At 70.4% G+C, this 14,406-nt stretch carries 17 protein-coding genes and 1 riboswitch; of the genes, 10 read left to right on the forward strand and 7 right to left on the reverse strand.

Features of this window, described 5'->3' with window-relative positions:
- Positions 1–127 precede the first annotated feature (127 nt).
- Positions 128–586 (forward strand): ATP-binding protein, encoded by a 459-nt coding sequence (locus ACSHXN_RS34170; RefSeq protein WP_331268228.1) that lies wholly within the window; start codon positions 128–130, stop codon positions 584–586.
- A 47-nt stretch (positions 587–633) separates the two neighbouring features.
- Here ACSHXN_RS34170 and ACSHXN_RS34175 read toward each other — a convergent pair whose 3' ends face one another.
- Positions 634–1,551 (reverse strand): LysR family transcriptional regulator, encoded by a 918-nt coding sequence (locus tag ACSHXN_RS34175; RefSeq protein ID WP_355132748.1) that lies wholly within the window; start codon positions 1,549–1,551, stop codon positions 634–636.
- A gap of 107 nt (positions 1,552–1,658) precedes the next feature.
- On the opposite strand from ACSHXN_RS34175, the gene ACSHXN_RS34180 reads away from it, so the two are divergent.
- Entirely contained in the window at positions 1,659–2,288 is a 630-nt protein-coding gene (locus ACSHXN_RS34180) for a LysE family translocator (protein ID WP_355803429.1), read from the forward strand.
- Here the strand turns inward: ACSHXN_RS34180 and ACSHXN_RS34185 are convergent.
- The 4 genes from ACSHXN_RS34185 to ACSHXN_RS34200 form a co-directional block, all read right to left on the reverse strand.
- The gene (locus ACSHXN_RS34185; RefSeq protein WP_438304861.1) at positions 2,227–2,763 is read right to left on the reverse strand and encodes a DUF6328 family protein; all 537 of its coding nucleotides are present in this window, start codon (positions 2,761–2,763) and stop codon (positions 2,227–2,229) included. The two genes, ACSHXN_RS34180 and ACSHXN_RS34185, sit on opposite strands and share 62 nt — an antisense overlap.
- A gap of 79 nt (positions 2,764–2,842) precedes the next feature.
- Positions 2,843–3,316, reverse strand: a complete 474-nt coding sequence (locus ACSHXN_RS34190; RefSeq protein ID WP_355132742.1) for a C40 family peptidase — start codon at positions 3,314–3,316, stop codon at positions 2,843–2,845.
- A gap of 3 nt (positions 3,317–3,319) precedes the next feature.
- Positions 3,320–3,517, reverse strand: a riboswitch (cyclic di-AMP (ydaO/yuaA leader).
- Positions 3,518–3,888: 371 nt separating this feature from the next.
- A complete protein-coding gene (locus ACSHXN_RS34195; protein ID WP_355132740.1) occupies positions 3,889–4,194 on the reverse strand; it encodes a hypothetical protein in 306 nt (101 codons plus the stop codon).
- A 7-nt stretch (positions 4,195–4,201) separates the two neighbouring features.
- Positions 4,202–4,837 carry an ATP-dependent Clp protease proteolytic subunit gene (locus ACSHXN_RS34200; RefSeq protein WP_355132738.1) on the reverse strand — a complete coding sequence of 212 codons (636 nt, stop codon included), beginning with the start codon at positions 4,835–4,837 and terminating at the stop codon, positions 4,202–4,204.
- A gap of 230 nt (positions 4,838–5,067) precedes the next feature.
- Between ACSHXN_RS34200 and ACSHXN_RS34205 the strand changes: the two genes are divergently transcribed.
- The 8 genes from ACSHXN_RS34205 to ACSHXN_RS34240 all read left to right on the forward strand — a co-directional run bounded on the left by ACSHXN_RS34205 (position 5,068) and on the right by ACSHXN_RS34240 (position 12,033).
- On the forward strand, positions 5,068–5,343 hold the full coding sequence (locus ACSHXN_RS34205) for a type II toxin-antitoxin system Phd/YefM family antitoxin (protein WP_059126709.1): 276 nt from the start codon (positions 5,068–5,070) through the stop codon (positions 5,341–5,343).
- Between the two features lie 408 nt (positions 5,344–5,751).
- Complete coding sequence (locus tag ACSHXN_RS34210; RefSeq protein WP_059126710.1) at positions 5,752–6,054, forward strand: urease subunit gamma; 303 nt, start codon at positions 5,752–5,754, stop codon at positions 6,052–6,054.
- A 13-nt stretch (positions 6,055–6,067) separates the two neighbouring features.
- On the forward strand, positions 6,068–6,379 hold the full coding sequence (locus ACSHXN_RS34215) for an urease subunit beta (RefSeq protein WP_355132735.1): 312 nt from the start codon (positions 6,068–6,070) through the stop codon (positions 6,377–6,379).
- Complete coding sequence (locus ACSHXN_RS34220; RefSeq protein ID WP_355132733.1) at positions 6,372–8,093, forward strand: urease subunit alpha; 1,722 nt, start codon at positions 6,372–6,374, stop codon at positions 8,091–8,093. The genes ACSHXN_RS34215 and ACSHXN_RS34220 overlap by 8 nt, the downstream gene beginning before the upstream one ends.
- On the forward strand, positions 8,093–8,767 hold the full coding sequence (locus tag ACSHXN_RS34225) for an urease accessory protein UreF (protein WP_355132731.1): 675 nt from the start codon (positions 8,093–8,095) through the stop codon (positions 8,765–8,767). Before ACSHXN_RS34220 ends, ACSHXN_RS34225 begins: the two co-directional genes overlap by 1 nt.
- Positions 8,768–8,866: 99 nt before the next feature.
- Complete coding sequence (ureG, locus tag ACSHXN_RS34230; protein WP_355132729.1) at positions 8,867–9,544, forward strand: urease accessory protein UreG; 678 nt, start codon at positions 8,867–8,869, stop codon at positions 9,542–9,544.
- The gene (locus tag ACSHXN_RS34235) at positions 9,532–10,296 is read left to right on the forward strand and encodes an urease accessory protein UreD (RefSeq protein ID WP_355132727.1); all 765 of its coding nucleotides are present in this window, start codon (positions 9,532–9,534) and stop codon (positions 10,294–10,296) included. The genes ureG and ACSHXN_RS34235 overlap by 13 nt, the downstream gene beginning before the upstream one ends.
- A 138-nt stretch (positions 10,297–10,434) precedes the next feature.
- The gene (locus tag ACSHXN_RS34240; protein WP_438304866.1) at positions 10,435–12,033 is read left to right on the forward strand and encodes an alpha/beta hydrolase; all 1,599 of its coding nucleotides are present in this window, start codon (positions 10,435–10,437) and stop codon (positions 12,031–12,033) included.
- Between the two features lie 87 nt (positions 12,034–12,120).
- Here ACSHXN_RS34240 and ACSHXN_RS34245 read toward each other — a convergent pair whose 3' ends face one another.
- Positions 12,121–13,008: a LysM peptidoglycan-binding domain-containing protein gene (locus ACSHXN_RS34245; protein ID WP_355132723.1), complete on the reverse strand. Its 888-nt coding sequence runs from the start codon at positions 13,006–13,008 to the stop codon at positions 12,121–12,123.
- 515 nt (positions 13,009–13,523) lie between these two features.
- On the reverse strand, positions 13,524–14,249 hold the full coding sequence (locus tag ACSHXN_RS34250) for a lysophospholipid acyltransferase family protein (protein WP_438306519.1): 726 nt from the start codon (positions 14,247–14,249) through the stop codon (positions 13,524–13,526).
- Between the last annotated feature and the right edge of the window lie 157 nt (positions 14,250–14,406).

A 14,406-nucleotide genomic window follows, 5' to 3' on the forward strand; every position in this document is an offset into this window, starting at 1 on the left:
CTCGAGGGATCGCACCCGATGGGGCCCTGGTGATGGCAGTGTGGCGCGCAGCACCAAGTCCGGGACCGCTACTGAACCAACCGCTCCGTGTCGGACTCCGGTCCCGAGGGAAAGGGACGACGTCGCCATGGCAGACCATCAGGAAGCATCCGTCACTCTGCCGAGCGATCCAGCCTCGGTGTCCGCCGCCCGACAATATGTTTCGAACGTCCTCGCCGAATGGGGACTGCCGAGCGACACCGAAGTCGCCGACACCGTACGCCTGATCGTCTCCGAACTCGCCACCAACGCGGTGCAGCACACCCTTGGTCAGTCCCCCACGTTCACGGTCGACATCGTGCTCGACCGGGACGAGTTGCTGCGCATCGGGGTCACCGACAGTCATCCGCGCTTCCCCAAGCGACTGCCCGCGGCCGTGCAGCAGGACAACGGCCGCGGCATGGTGATCATCCGCTGGCTGACCGCGGAGCACGGCGGCAGACTCACCGTGCGACCCACCCGCGAGGGAGGCAAGACGGTGGCGATCGAACTGCCGTGGGCCGCACCGGTGCAGTCCGTCACGGCCGTCGGTCAGCAGGAACCTTGAAGCGGCGGTGGCCGTGCCCGGACCGGCGGGCCCGACGCCGCGCCTCCTCAGACGTGCCGGGCCGCGCGGCCGAAGGCGCCGCGCAGCAGGGCCCGGAAGGCGTCGGCCGCGGGTGCCGCCTCGTCGGTGCGGTAGGCGACCGAGACAGTACGGCGCAGGGTGCCCGGTTCCAGATGACGCGACCCCACCGGTGTCGCCGCGGTCCTGGCCACCATCTCCGGCACCACCGCCACCCCGAGCCCCGCACTGACCAGTGCGCACACCACGGCGTATCCCGGTGTCTCCACCACCACGGACGGGGTGGCCCCGGCAGCGGCGAGAGCGGCCTCCACGCCCTGCCTGGCCGGGTGCCGCGGCGCCATGCTGATCAGCGGCTGCCCGGCCAGCTCGGCGGGGGGCAGCCGTGAGGCGTCCGCGGTGAGCGCGTGGCCGGGGCTGGTGACCAGCACCAGCTCCTCGACCAGTACCGGGTCCAGGGACACCGAGGCCGGCAGCGGTACCGGTTCGGCGGGCTCGTAGGTGTGCGTGAGCGCCAGGTCGATGTCGCCCGCCGCGACCGCCTGGACCCCGGTCGGCGGGTCGTAGTCCGCGACCGCCAGCTCGACGTCCGGATAGGCCCGGCGGAAGGCGCTCAGTGCCGGTGGCAGCAGATGGATTCCCGCGGTGGGGAAGGTGCCGAGCCGCAGGGTGCCACCCGCGAGGCCCGCCAGGCGTGCCAGTTCGTGCCGCGCCCGCTCCAGCTCGTCCAGTACCCGTCGAGCCCGCACCACCAGCAGCTCGCCCGCGCCGGTCAGCCGCGTCCCGCGGGCGTGGCGCACCAGCAGGGCCGCTCCCGCCTCGCGTTCCAGTTTGGTCAGCTGCTGGGAGAGCGCGGGCGCGGTGTAGCCGAGTCGCTCGGCGGCCCGGGTGATCGAACCGGCCTCGGCCACCGCCACCAGCGCCGCGAGTCGTGTCGGGTCGTACACATGGGCCCCTTGGGTTCGGGGGATCGACGAGACCAAAGAGATGCTTAAGACAGACCCAGGATATTCCATATACCTGCTGAAGGCCCGTGCCCGGCAGGGTGGGGCGCATGGACACACAGCTCATCGCCTTCACCGGGGTCGCCGCAGGCATGGTCGCCATGCCCGGTGCCGACTTCACCGTCGTCGTGCGCAACGCCTTGATCTCCCGGCGGGCCGGTGTCGCGTGCGCCCTGGGGATCGCGGCCGGGCTGCTCATCCACACCACGCTTGCCGTCGCCGGGGTCGCGACGGTGCTGGTGGCCGTGCCCGGGCTGTTCCGCACGCTCCAACTGCTCGGCGGGGCCTACGTCCTGTATCTGGGTGTGCGGGCACTGGGTGCGTCCTGGCGCCCGCGCCCCGCCGCCGCGCCGCCGCGGGCGGAACAGGAGGCCTCTTCGGGGCGGCCGATGTGGCAGGGGTTCGTGACCAACGCCCTCAACCCGAAGGCCTCCCTCACGTTTCTGAGCCTGCTGCCGCAGTTCGTGCCCGCGGGCAGCCCCGCGCTTCCCCGGACCCTGGAGCTCGCGCTGATCGTTCTCGTGCTCGCCCTGGTGTGGTTCCCCGTCGTCGCGCTGCTGGTCGACAGGCTCGGCAGGTGGCTGCGCAGCCCGCGCACGGCACGAGCGCTGGAAGCGGTCACCGGGAGTGCTCTGACCGCTCTGGGCCTGCTGCTCGTTCTGGAGCCGCTGCTGATCTGACGACGGCCCGCTGGACCAGCCGGGGCATGATGCGCCACAGCCCGGCGCAGACCACGAAGGTGCCGGTGGAGGCCGCGATACCGGCGGCGCGGCCGAGGGACACATCCACCACCAGCAGCACCGACCCGGTGAACGCGAGTGTGAGGACCACCAGTCCCGCGGCGGCCAGACGGGACGAGATCCGCACGATGGCCGGCTTGGCGTGCTGCTGGAAGAGCGTGCGGTGCAGCGCGGCGGGTGCCATGAACAGCACCGCGGCCAGCATGGAGAGCAGGAGGGTGCAGACGTATGTGGTGCGCTGGGCGGTGTCGAGGGACGGGAAGCGCTGGGTGAAGGCCAGGGTGAGCAGGAAGGCGAAGAGGATCTGCACACCTGTCTGGATGACGCGCAGTTCCTGCAGCAGCTCGGCGAAGTTCCGATCGGCGCGCTCCAGCGGCGTCTCGTTCCGTTCGTCGTGGGGGGATCGGTCGGCCATGGTCAACGAGTAACCGCTCCGGACCGCCTCACGCGCGGGTGGGGCGGCGGCGTGTCGCGCCGCCACCCCACCGGCCGGGTCAGCCGACCCGGCCGTACCACACGCGCTTCGTCCACAGCTTCTGGAGCCTCACGACGTCACCGGTCTTCGGTGAATGCCAGATCCTTCCCTTCCCGGCGTAGATGCCGACGTGGTAGACGTTCCGACCCGAGTGGAAGAACACCAGGTCTCCGGCCCTGCGCCGGGAGGCGGAGATGTGGTGCGTCCTGTTGTACTGAGCCGCGGCCGTCCGGGGCAGCTTCTTGCCCGCCTTCTTGAACGCGTACAGCGTGAGCCCCGAGCAGTCGAAGCGACGTGGCCCGGTGGCCCCGTACTGGTACGGGGCGCCCCTCTTCGCCGCCGCGACCTGGAGAGCCTTCGTCGCCAGGGAAGCGGCCGCCGCGTCGGCGCTGAGACCGGGGACGGTGATGCTGCCGCCGACGGCGGCGAGGGTGAGGGCCGAGGCGGTGCCGGCCCGGGTCAACAGCGACGGGACACGATTGAGCGCAGACATGCGCAACCCTTCGTCAGCCGCCTGTGAAGGATGACCTGTCGGATTCGGGCTGGCGAAGTAGCCCGGCCGCTCACGCGGCTTCACCCCAAGGACCGTCCGGATCTCTCTCGGACGGCCCGCCTTGCCGGGTCCTCCACTCCTGCCGATCCACTCCTGTCGACCGGTCGTCCGGGCGGCGGCAGGATTCGGCGTCCGCCCGGACCGCCCCGCCGCGGGTGGCGGGGGCTTGTCGTCAGGAAGGGATCTTCACGTACAGGCGTCGGAAAATCACAACGAAATCGGGGGTTTGTGGTGTTACTCACCACTCACTCGTTCGGCTGGACATCCCTGCGACCGGGGGCCGTTGGGGGGACGAGTGAGGCCCCGACCTGCACCGGAGCACCTCATTCCGCCCTCGGGCTACGCGCGTTGCCCAACTTCGCGGGCTCTCCGAAGGAGGGGTCCCTACTCCAACCAGGGGTACACCATTTGGTTCGTTTGAACCGCGCGTGGACGGTCGGTGCCCCCCGAAGCACCACACGACGACCCCTGCCGCCGCAACTCGCCGTCCACTGCGCGTCAGTCACATCCCGTCAATCCGCACCGGGCGGCAGCGCGATGCGGGCGGCGCGGCGTTCGCCGTCCAGGACCCGCAGCGCCCGGGTGAGAGTGGGGCCGTGCAACTCGTTCTCCCCCCTCTGGTGCATGAGCGCCAGCGCCTCCCGCAGTGCCGACGCCTTGCTCACCAGGGCCTGGGCGGCCCGCAGTCCGCGGTAGGTGTCACCGGAGTGCACCGGGTTGATGCGGCCGAGGAGATCGACCACATCGAGGTAGCGGTCGATCAACTCGGCCTCGGCGCGGGTGAGTGCGGGCAACGGGGGAAGTTCGGGGGGCAGCATCGGGCGCTCACCTCGCGCCGGGCGCGGTGCGGGACGCCTTGCGGCTCGTGATGATGCCGTCGACCAGCCCGTACTCCACGGCTGCCGGCGCGTCGAAGATCTTGTCCCGCTCGATGTCCGCCGCGATGCGCTCCGGGCTTTGGCCGGTGTGCCGTACGAGCATGTCCTCCAGTTGATTGCGGGTACGCGTCAACTCTGCGGCCTGAATGGCCAGATCGGTGGCCTGCCCCTGGACGGGCTCGGGCAGGGACGGCTGGTGGATCAGGATCCGTGCGCCCGGCAGTGCGAACCGCTTGCCGGGTGCGCCGCCCGCGAGCAGAACGGCCGCCGCGGACGCCGCCTGACCGAGGCAGACCGTCTCCACGTCGCAACTGACGTACTGCATCGTGTCGTAGACGGCGGTCATCGCGCTGAACGAGCCGCCGGGGGAGTTGATGTACAGCGAGATGTCCCGGTCCGGGTCCAGGTACTCGAGGTGCATGAACTGCGCCATCACATCGCTGGCCGAGATGTCGTCGACCGGCGTCCCCAGGAACACGATCCGCTCGTCCAGCAGCTTTGCGTACGGATCGAGGGTCCGCTGCCCGTAGCCGGTGCGTTCGGTGAACTCGGGCAGCACTGAGCGGGCGGTCGGTCGGTTCATGGCACGCGCCTCCTCGGGATCGCTTCTGTAAAAAATGTACAGGACGTACGTGCCTGGAGGAGGGAAGCACGCTGAGAGCGAAACGGCGCCGCCGCGGGACAGGGGGGACGGGCCGCCGGCCTTTTCATGTGTGCAACCGGACGGGGCTTTGGGGCGGGCGTTCCCCTCGGGGCAGAACGGGATCTTTGGTCGGGAGAGGCCGGTCAGGGCCTCCGTCTAAGCTGGACCACATGGCCTACGAGATTTCGGTGACGCAAGCCAGGGCTGAACTCGCCGATCTGATCAACCGTGTGGTGTACGGCGGCGAGCGTGTCGTCGTGACACGGCACGGCAAGCCTCTCGTCGCCCTGGTCTCCGCCGCCGACCTGGAGCGCCTCGCCGCACTGGATGCCGAGGAGGAGCAGGTGATCACCTCGGTCTCCAGCGTCCGCGAGGTCTCCTCCGCCCCGCGCGAGCGGCACCGGTTCGGCATCGCCGCCGAGCACCGGGGGCACAGCGCGTCCTGACGGCGTACCGCTGAGGGCACCGTCGTGGCGGCACCCGGCACCCGGTGCCCGCGTGCGCCGCCGGGGCGCGGTGGGTGCGGTCGGCGGTGCGGGTTCGGGTCGCGCTGACGGCTGTCGTGCGGTATACGGTCCCGCCCCCGCGTGCCCTGTTCCGGTACGGGTGCGAATCCCGGGACGGCCGGGATCGGCCCGGGACCCCGACGGCCGCGGAGACGCCGGAACGCCGTCGACGGGCCCGGTCGGCCGTACGGGGGACGGGCGCTCGTGGTCCGGTCGGGATCACAGCTCGGTTAACGTCCTGGAAACCCGGTCCAACTAACCTGCCCCTCCACGCCATCAGGGGCTCTGCCCCATGGCCGCGGCAGCCGGGCCCCGCCGGGTCCGAAGTGAGGACTGTGAGGTGGGACGTTGCAACTGACCCCGCACGAGCAAGAGAGGCTGCTGATCCATGTGGCCGCCGACGTGGCCGAGAAGCGCCGCGCCCGGGGACTGAAGCTCAACCACCCCGAGGCCGTCGCGCTCATCACGTCGCACATCCTGGAAGGCGCCCGTGACGGCCGTACGGTCGCCGAGCTGATGGCATCCGGGCGCAAGCTGCTCACCCGGGACGACGTGATGGCGGGCATCCCGGAGATGGTCCACGACGTCCAGGTGGAGGCCACGTTCCCCGACGGCACCAAGCTCGTCACCGTGCACGACCCGATCGTGTGACCAGGGAGCGGCCATGATCCCCGGAGAGATCCTGTTCGCCGACGAGCCCGTGCTCTGCAACGCGGGCCTCGATGTCACGCGGCTCACCGTCCTCAACGCCGCCGACCGGCCCGTCCAGGTCGGATCCCACTACCACTTCGCCGAGGCCAACCCCGGCCTGGAGTTCGACCGGGCCGCCGCACACGGCAGACGGCTGAACATCGCGGCCGGCACCGCGGTGCGCTTCGAGCCCGGAATCCCCGTCGCCGTCGAACTCGTCCCGATCGGGGGCGCCCGTGTGGTGCCCGGCCTGCGCGGAGAGACCGGAGGTGCCCTCGATGCCTGAGATCTCGCGTGCCGCGTACGCCGATCTGTTCGGGCCGACCACGGGGGACCGCATCCGGCTCGCCGACACCGATCTGATCGTCGAGATCGAGGAGGACCGCTCCGGCGGGCCCGGACTCGCCGGGGACGAGGCCGTGTTCGGCGGCGGCAAGGTCATCCGTGAGTCCATGGGCCAGTCGCGCGCCACGCGTGCGGACGGGACCCCGGACACCGTGGTCACGGGTGCCGTCGTCGTTGATCACTGGGGGGTCGTCAAGGCCGACATCGGCATCCGCGACGGCCGGATCAGCGCCATCGGCAAGGCCGGCAATCCGGACACGATGGACGGAGTGCATCCGGACCTGGTGATCGGCCCCGAGACGGAGATCATCGCGGGCAACGGGCGGATCGTCACGGCCGGCGCCGTCGACGCCCATGTCCATTTCATCTGCCCGCAGGTGGCGGAAGAGGCGCTCGCCTCGGGCATCACCACCCTCGTCGGCGGCGGCACCGGACCCGCGGAAGGCTCGAAGGCGACCACGGTCACTCCCGGTCCCTGGCACCTGGCCCGGATGATGGAGGCGATGGAGCAGTACCCGGTCAACCTCGGTCTCCTCGGCAAGGGCAACACCGTCTCGCACGACGCGATGCTCTCCCAGATCCGTGGCGGTGCACTCGGGCTGAAACTGCACGAGGACTGGGGCTCCACGCCGGCCGTCATCGACGCTGCCCTGACCGTCGCCGAGCGCACCGGCGTCCAGGTGGCCATCCACACCGACACGCTCAATGAGGCCGGTTTCGTGGGCGACACCCTCGCCGCCGTCAACGGGCGCGGCATACACGCGTACCACACGGAGGGGGCGGGCGGCGGCCACGCTCCGGACATCATGACGGTGGTGTCCGAGCCGCATGTGCTGCCCAGTTCGACGAACCCGACTCGTCCGTTCACCGTCAACACGGCGGAGGAGCACCTCGACATGCTGATGGTGTGCCACCACCTGAACCCAGCGGTGCCTGAGGACCTGGCGTTCGCCGAATCCAGGATCCGGCCCTCCACGATCGGGGCGGAGGACATCCTTCATGATCTGGGCGCGATCTCGATCATCTCCTCCGACTCCCAGGCCATGGGCAGGGTCGGTGAGGTGATCATGCGGACCTGGCAGACGGCCCATGTGATGAAGCGGCGGCGCGGCGCGCTCCCGGGTGACGGTCGCGCGGACAACCGCCGAGTGCGTCGCTATGTCGCCAAATACACCATCAATCCGGCGCTCGCCCAGGGCCTCGCCCATGAGATCGGTTCCGTCGAGACCGGCAAACTCGCCGACCTCGTCCTGTGGGAACCGGCGTTCTTCGGCGTCAAGCCTCATCTCGTCATCAAGGGCGGCCAGATCGCCTACGCGCAGATGGGCGATGCCAACGCGTCCATCCCCACCCCGCAGCCGATTCTGCCGCGGCCGATGTACGGGGCGATCGGGCGGGCTCCTGCGTCGAACTCGGTCAACTTCGTGGCACCGTCGGCGATCGAGGACGGACTGCCCGAACGGCTCTCGCTCGGCAAGAAGTTCGTGGCCATCGAGTCGACACGCCGGGTCACCAAGGCGGACATGCGCGAGAACGACGCACGTCCGCAGGTGCGGATCGACCCGGACAGCTTCGCCGTGCACATCGACGGGGAACTGGTCGAGGCGGTGCCTGCCGCCGAACTGCCCATGGCCCAGCGGTACTTCCTCTTCTGATGTCCAGGGCAGCGCTTCTCGTCCTGGCCGACGGCCGCTTCCCCGCCGGCGGGCACGCACACTCCGGCGGGGCAGAGGCGGCCGTGCGCGCCGGACGGATCACCGGGGCCGCGAGTCTGGAGGAGTTCTGCAGAGGGCGTCTGCACACGACCGGGCTGGTGTCGGCCGCGCTGGCCGCGGCGGCCGCACTCGGCGCGGACCCCGCCGTCCTGGACGAGGCCGCGGACGCCCGGTCGCCGTCGCCCGCCCTGCGTGCCGCCGCCCGCAGGCTGGGACGGCAGCTGTTGCGGGCCGCCCGGCCGGCGTGGCCCGGCCCGGAACTGGACGCGGTGGCACGGCAGTTCCCCAAGGGAGCGCACCAACCCGTCGTGCTGGGGCTGGTGGCACGGGCCGCCGGGCTCGGGGCGGCGGACGCGGCGCACTGTGCGGCGTACGAGTGCGTGGGCGGACCGGCCACCGCGACGGTGCGGTTGCTCGGCCTGGATCCCTTCGAGGCCACGGCCGTGCTGGCGCGGCTGGCGCCCGAGATGGACCGGGTCGCCGACCGGGCCGTCCGGGCCGCGTACCGGGTGCTGGACCAAGGGGCCGACGCCCTGCCCGCGGCCTCCGCCCCGCTCCTCGAGATCGGCGCCGAAGCACATGCCGCGTGGCCCGTACGTCTGTTCGCGTCCTGACCCGGACCCCGCCCGAGACCTTCCACCGACCTTGCCGTCCCGCCCCCGGGCGTCGGACGGCCGATGCCGGCCGACCCCGGCTGAACAGGAGCCGCAACCATGCATCTCGACCATGTGCACGACGGCCCGGCGGGCGTCGGCGCCGACGCCCGCCGGCCGGACGGCACCCGCCGTGCCCTGCGGATCGGGCTCGGCGGGCCGGTGGGTTCGGGCAAGACGGCGACCGTCGCCGCACTGTGCCGCGCCCTGCGCGACGAAGTGTCGCTCGGTGTCGTCACCAACGACATCTACACCCGGGAGGACGCCGCCTTCCTGCTGCGTGAGGCCGTACTGCCGCCCGAGCGCATCACCGCCGTCGAGACGGGGGCCTGCCCGCACACCGCCATCCGGGACGACATCTCGGCCAACCTCGAGGCCGTCGAGGACCTGGAGGACGACACCGGCCCGCTCGATCTCGTCCTGGTCGAGTCCGGCGGCGACAACCTCACGGCCACGTTCTCCAAGGGGCTCGTCGACGCCCAGATCTTCGTCATCGACGTTGCGGGCGGGGACGACATTCCGCGCAAGGGCGGTCCCGGGGTGACCACGGCCGATCTGCTCGTCGTCAACAAGACCGACCTCGCCCCCTACGTCGGCTCCGATCTCGCCCGGATGGCCGCCGACGCGAAGGCGCAGCGGGCGCAGCTGCCGGTCGTGTTCCAGTCACTGCGCACCGAGCCGGGTGTGACCGCCGTCGCCGACTGGGTGCGGGCGCGACTGGCCGCATGGACGGCGTGAGCAGGGGGGTCAGGGCCGCCGCGCGGATCGTGGCCCGGGGGGACGGACGGGGCGGCACATCCCTGCCGGTGCTCGAGGGCGAGGGGCCGCTCGCAGTGCGCCGCACTCGGGCGAGCGGGGACGAGGCGCGCGTCCTGCTCGTCGGTGCCATGAGCGGACCGCTCGGCGGCGACCACTTCACGGTCGAGGCGGAGGTGGCGGACGGCGCCCGGCTGCACCTCGGCTCGTCCGCCGCCACCATCGCCCTGCCCGGGCAGACCAAGGAGGAGGCCCACTACGAGCTCCGTCTGGACGTGGCCGCGGGGGGAGAGCTGCACTGGCTGCCGGAGCAGTTGATCTCGGCGCGGGGCAGTGGGCTGACCGTCACCGCACGCATTCGGCTCGCCTCCGGTGCCCGTCTCGTGTACCGCGAGGAACAGGTCCTCGGCCGCTTCGGCGAGGAACCAGGGCGGCTCACCAGCCGACTCGCCGTACGTCTGGACGGGCGGCCGCTGCTCGACCAGGAGCTGTCCTGCGGGCCCGGCGCCCCCGGTGGATGGGACGGGCCGGCCGTGCTGGCCGGACATCGGGCCCTCGGTCAACTCCTCGTGATCCGCCCCGAGTTCGCCGACACACCGGTGGCGGCAGGACCGCTCGGTGAGTACGCCGCGCTGTGCCCGCTCGCCGGACCCGCCGTGCTCGTCACCGCGGTCGCGCCCGACGCGCTGCGCCTGCGCCACGTCCTGGACGGCGCGTTGTGCGACCTGAGTTGAGTCCTCTTCTCCGCTCAACGGAGAGTGACGTACCGCTTATCGGATTGGCAAAGAAAGTCAAGCGACCCCTGTTCTCAGGGACCTCACAGACGGAAGGATCTCCGTACCCATAGGAAACCTTGGAGGGGGAGGTCCCACTTGAGGGGATTCAGACCGACGCGACGGGTCACCGCGCTCGCTTCCGCGGGGGCGCTCGTCACGGCGACGCTGATAGCCGGGGCCGTGGCGGCTCCGTCGGCCACCGCCGACTCGCGCCACGGCCAGGACCGGGAGGCGCGCGGCGCCGCGATCGCCGCGGCGCGTGCGGCCAGGACCGGCATCGACTGGAAGGACTGCCCGGCCGACTGGGGTCTGGTGAAGCCCATCCAGTGCGGGTGGGTCACCGTTCCACTCGACTACGCCCACCCGGACGGCAAGCAGATCAAGCTCGCCGTCGACCGTATCGGGAACACGGGCACCAAGCAGGAGCGCCAGGGCGCTCTCGTCTACAACCCGGGCGGACCGGGCGGCTCGGGGCTGCGCTTCCCCACCCGGGTGACCGGCAAGAACCCGATCTGGGCCAACGTGGCGAAGGCCTACGACTTCGTCGGCTTCGACCCGCGCGGTGTCGGCCACTCGGCGCCCATCTCCTGCGCCGACCCGCAGGAGTTCGTCAAGGCGCCCAAGGCGGACCCGGTCCCGGACAGCGAGGCGGACAAGTCCGCCCAGCGCAAGCTCGCCCGTGAGTACGCCCAGGGATGCCTCGAGCGCACCGGCCGCACGATGCTGCAGCAGATGACCACGCCCAACACCGTGCGCGACCTGGACGTCATCCGCGCAGGGCTGGGCGAGAACAAGCTCAACTACCTGGGCGTCTCCTACGGGACGTACATCGGCGCCGTCTACGGCACGATGTTCCCGGGCCACGTCCGGCGCATGATCGTGGACAGCGTGGTGAACCCGTCGCGCGAGAAGATCTGGTACGAGGCCAACCTCGACCAGGACGTCGCGTTCGAGGGCCGCTGGAAGGACTGGGAGGACTGGGTCGCGACGAACGACGCCTCCTTCCACCTGGGCACCACCCGTGCGGCGGTGCAGGCGAAGTGGCTCCAGCTGCGTGCCACGGCGAAGAAGCAGCCGATCGGCGGCGTCGTCGGCCCGGCCGAGCTGATCTCCTTCTTCCAGAGCGCCCCGTACTACGACTCGTCCTGGGTGCCGGTCGCGACCGTCTTCAGCCAGTACGTCGCCGGTGACACCCAGGCGCTCGTCGACGCGGCCGCGCCCGACCTGTCGGACACGGCGGGCAACATCTCCTCGGAGAACGGCAACGCGGTCTACACGGCCGTCGAGTGCACCGACGCCAAGTGGCCCACGAGCTGGCAGAAGTGGGACCGGGACAACAGCCGGCTGCACAAGGACTACCCGTTCATGACGTGGGCCAACGCATGGCTGAACCTGCCGTGCGCCACCTGGCCGGTCAAGCAGCAGACCCCGGTGAACGTGAAGACCGGCAAGGGCCTGCCGACCGTCCTGATCGTGCAGTCCACGCGTGACGCCGCGACGCCGTTCGACGGCGCGGTCGAGCTGCACCAGCGCTTCAAGGGCTCCCGCCTGATCATCGAGAAGGGCGCGGGCTCCCACGGCGTGACCGGTCTGGTCAACCCGTGCATCAACAACCGGGTGGACACCTACCTGCTCACCGGCAGGACCGACGGCTCCGACGTGACGTGCACGCCGCACGCCACTCCGCAGCCGTAACCGGGCACAAACGCGAGGGGGCGGCCGGAATCCCGGCCGCCCCCTCGTCGTACCCCTGCGGTGCCGTCAGGCGCACCGCAGGGAGTGTCAGTAGGGACCGTTGACGTTGTCGATCGAGCCGTAGCGGTGGTACGCGTAGTTGCACGCGGCGGTGATGTTGGCGACCGGGTCGTAGATGTCCCACGAGGTTCCGGACACGTGGTACGCGTTGAACGTGGGCTGGATCGTCTGCAGCAGGCCCTTGGAGGGGATGCCGGCGGCGGCGTTGGAGTCCCACAGGTTGATGGCCCTGGGGTTGCCGGAGGACTCACGCATGACGTTGCGGTAGATGCCGTTGTAGGACCCCGGAATGCCGTGCTGCGCCATGATGGCCAGCGACTCCCGGATCCAGCCGTCCAGGTTGTTGGCGTAGGTCTTGGCCGGGGTGGCGGCCTTCGCCGGGGTGGCGGTCTTCGCGGGGGTGGCGGCCTTGGCCGGGGTGGAGTCCTTCGTGGACGTGGCGGCCTTCGCGGGGGTGGAGCTGTCGCCGGAGTTCCCGTCGGGCGAGGTCGAGCCGTCGGGAAGGGTCAGGACCTGACCGATCGCGAGGTGGTGGGGGGACCAGATGTCGTTGGCCTCGGCGAGGGCCTCCCAGCCGCCCGGCACCTGGTAGGTGTGGGCGATCCGGTACAGCGTGTCGCCCGGCTGGACGGTGTAGGTGGCCGCGGACGACCGGGCGGACGAGCCGGAGTCGCCGCCCGACGAGGAGAGGTTCAGGACCTGGCCGGGCACGAGGGTGTAGGGGCTGGAGATCTTGTTGGCCTCGGCGAGAGCCTGCCAGCCACCCGGCACGTGCGCGGAGCGGGCGATCCGGTAGAGGGTGTCGCCGTTCTGGACGGTGTGGGTGGGCACGGAGTTTGCGGCCACAGCCTTGGCGGCGGGTGCGGCGTTGGCCTGGACGGTGCTCAGCACGGCCGTGCAGCACAGGGCGAACATGCCGACAACGGTGGTTCGTCCCCCGAGTCGTCGGACCCGGGCCTTTCGGTGAGAAGCAGGAATAGGCATGGTGCGGACCTCGTTCTAGCGATTGCCTGTCCGCAGCTGCCGATTCCCGTCGACAAACAGCCCCGCATTTCGGTTAGCGGCGCGCTGCGGCGGAGTCATTCTTAGCCGCCGCAAATTACTAATCAATTACCCTCTGTACTAAGCAGGCTAGTGGGGGCAGAGCCACTCAGGGTCCCCTTTGCCCCGGGAAATCAGGGCAGTAAGGACCGGATAAAGCACTAGCGGGCTTCGTAAGTGAAGTGCATCACGTTCCACGCAAAGCGGGAATGGGCGTGATTCAGGGAACAGTAATGCCGCTTTCTTCGTGCACTTAAGCGGCAGTTCATCTCAAGGGGGCCCAATGAGTCAAATAGCAATTAGTGCCGCAATGAGAATTAAAAGCCCAAATCGGACACGCGGGTGTCCGTTCGCCGTAGAGGCGAGGTGTCCCGGGGGCGCCGGCCGCGTCAGCTCAGCGGCATCCTGGGGAACCTGCCGGCCTTCTGTGCCGTGTCCTGGGCCTCTTCCGCCTTGACCGCGGCCGCGTACCGGTCGACGTACTCCTGCTCGGAGAGCGACAGGATGGCGTACATGATCTCGTCGGTGACGGCGCGCAGGATGGCCTTCTCGTTCTCCATACCGGCATAGCGGGAGAAGTCCAGCGGCTTGCCGAAACGGATCACCACCGGGTGGACGTTGGGGATGACCTGCCCGGGCGGCTGGGCCTCGAACGTGCCGATCATCGCGCAGGGGATCACGGGGACCCGGGCCTTGAGGGCCATCACCGCGACGCCCACCTTGCCCTTGTAGAGGCGGCCGTCGTGGGAGCGGGTGCCCTCCGGGTAGATGCCCAGCAGCTCGCCCTTGCGCAGCACGCCGAGGCCCTCGCGGATGGCGGCCTGCCCGGCGTCCTTGCCGGAGCGGTCCACCGGGATCTGCCCGGCGCTGCGGAAGAAGGCGGCGGTGAGGCGGCCCTTGATGCCCGGCCCGGTGAAGTACTCGGCCTTCGCGAGGAACGTGATGCGACGCCTCAGGACGGCGGGCATGAGGAAGTGGTCGGAGAAGGAGAGGTGGTTGCCGGCGACGATGGCCGCGCCGTCCGCCGGTACGTGCTCCAGGCCCTCGATGCGCGGCCGGAAGACCAGCCTCAGCAGGGGTCCCAGCACCACGTACTTGAGCAGGTAGTAGAACAAGGGGTGCTCCTCACTCCAGCGGATCGGCTCCACCGCCGCGTTCTAGCAGCTCAACCGGACTGTCGTGGGGAGTCTAGGGTCAGGTACGGTCCGCCGGAACCGCGGCGGACCGTACTCGCCCTGTCGGCGCCGTTTCTGACGGTCCGGCAGCGAGATG

Source organism: Streptomyces sp. HUAS TT11 (assembly GCF_051553595.1).
GTDB lineage: Bacteria > Actinomycetota > Actinomycetes > Streptomycetales > Streptomycetaceae > Streptomyces.

What these genes read in the sequence shown, in the direction of transcription:
- ACSHXN_RS34245 (WP_355132723.1), bottom strand. Translation starts at nt 13,008, where the DNA reads ATGTTCGCCCTGTGCTGCACGGCCGTGCTGAGCACCGTCCAGGCCAAC.
- ACSHXN_RS34200 (WP_355132738.1), bottom strand. Translation starts at nt 4,837, where the DNA reads ATGAACCGACCGACCGCCCGCTCAGTGCTGCCCGAGTTCACCGAACGC.
- ACSHXN_RS34215 (WP_355132735.1), top strand. Translation starts at nt 6,068, where the DNA reads ATGATCCCCGGAGAGATCCTGTTCGCCGACGAGCCCGTGCTCTGCAAC.
- ACSHXN_RS34235 (WP_355132727.1), top strand. Translation starts at nt 9,532, where the DNA reads ATGGACGGCGTGAGCAGGGGGGTCAGGGCCGCCGCGCGGATCGTGGCC.
- ACSHXN_RS34185 (WP_438304861.1), bottom strand. Translation starts at nt 2,763, where the DNA reads ATGGCCGACCGATCCCCCCACGACGAACGGAACGAGACGCCGCTGGAG.
- ACSHXN_RS34220 (WP_355132733.1), top strand. Translation starts at nt 6,372, where the DNA reads ATGCCTGAGATCTCGCGTGCCGCGTACGCCGATCTGTTCGGGCCGACC.
- ACSHXN_RS34195 (WP_355132740.1), bottom strand. Translation starts at nt 4,194, where the DNA reads ATGCTGCCCCCCGAACTTCCCCCGTTGCCCGCACTCACCCGCGCCGAG.
- ACSHXN_RS34225 (WP_355132731.1), top strand. Translation starts at nt 8,093, where the DNA reads ATGTCCAGGGCAGCGCTTCTCGTCCTGGCCGACGGCCGCTTCCCCGCC.
- ACSHXN_RS34205 (WP_059126709.1), top strand. Translation starts at nt 5,068, where the DNA reads ATGGCCTACGAGATTTCGGTGACGCAAGCCAGGGCTGAACTCGCCGAT.
- ureG (WP_355132729.1), top strand. Translation starts at nt 8,867, where the DNA reads ATGCATCTCGACCATGTGCACGACGGCCCGGCGGGCGTCGGCGCCGAC.
- ACSHXN_RS34180 (WP_355803429.1), top strand. Translation starts at nt 1,659, where the DNA reads ATGGACACACAGCTCATCGCCTTCACCGGGGTCGCCGCAGGCATGGTC.
- ACSHXN_RS34190 (WP_355132742.1), bottom strand. Translation starts at nt 3,316, where the DNA reads ATGTCTGCGCTCAATCGTGTCCCGTCGCTGTTGACCCGGGCCGGCACC.
- ACSHXN_RS34170 (WP_331268228.1), top strand. Translation starts at nt 128, where the DNA reads ATGGCAGACCATCAGGAAGCATCCGTCACTCTGCCGAGCGATCCAGCC.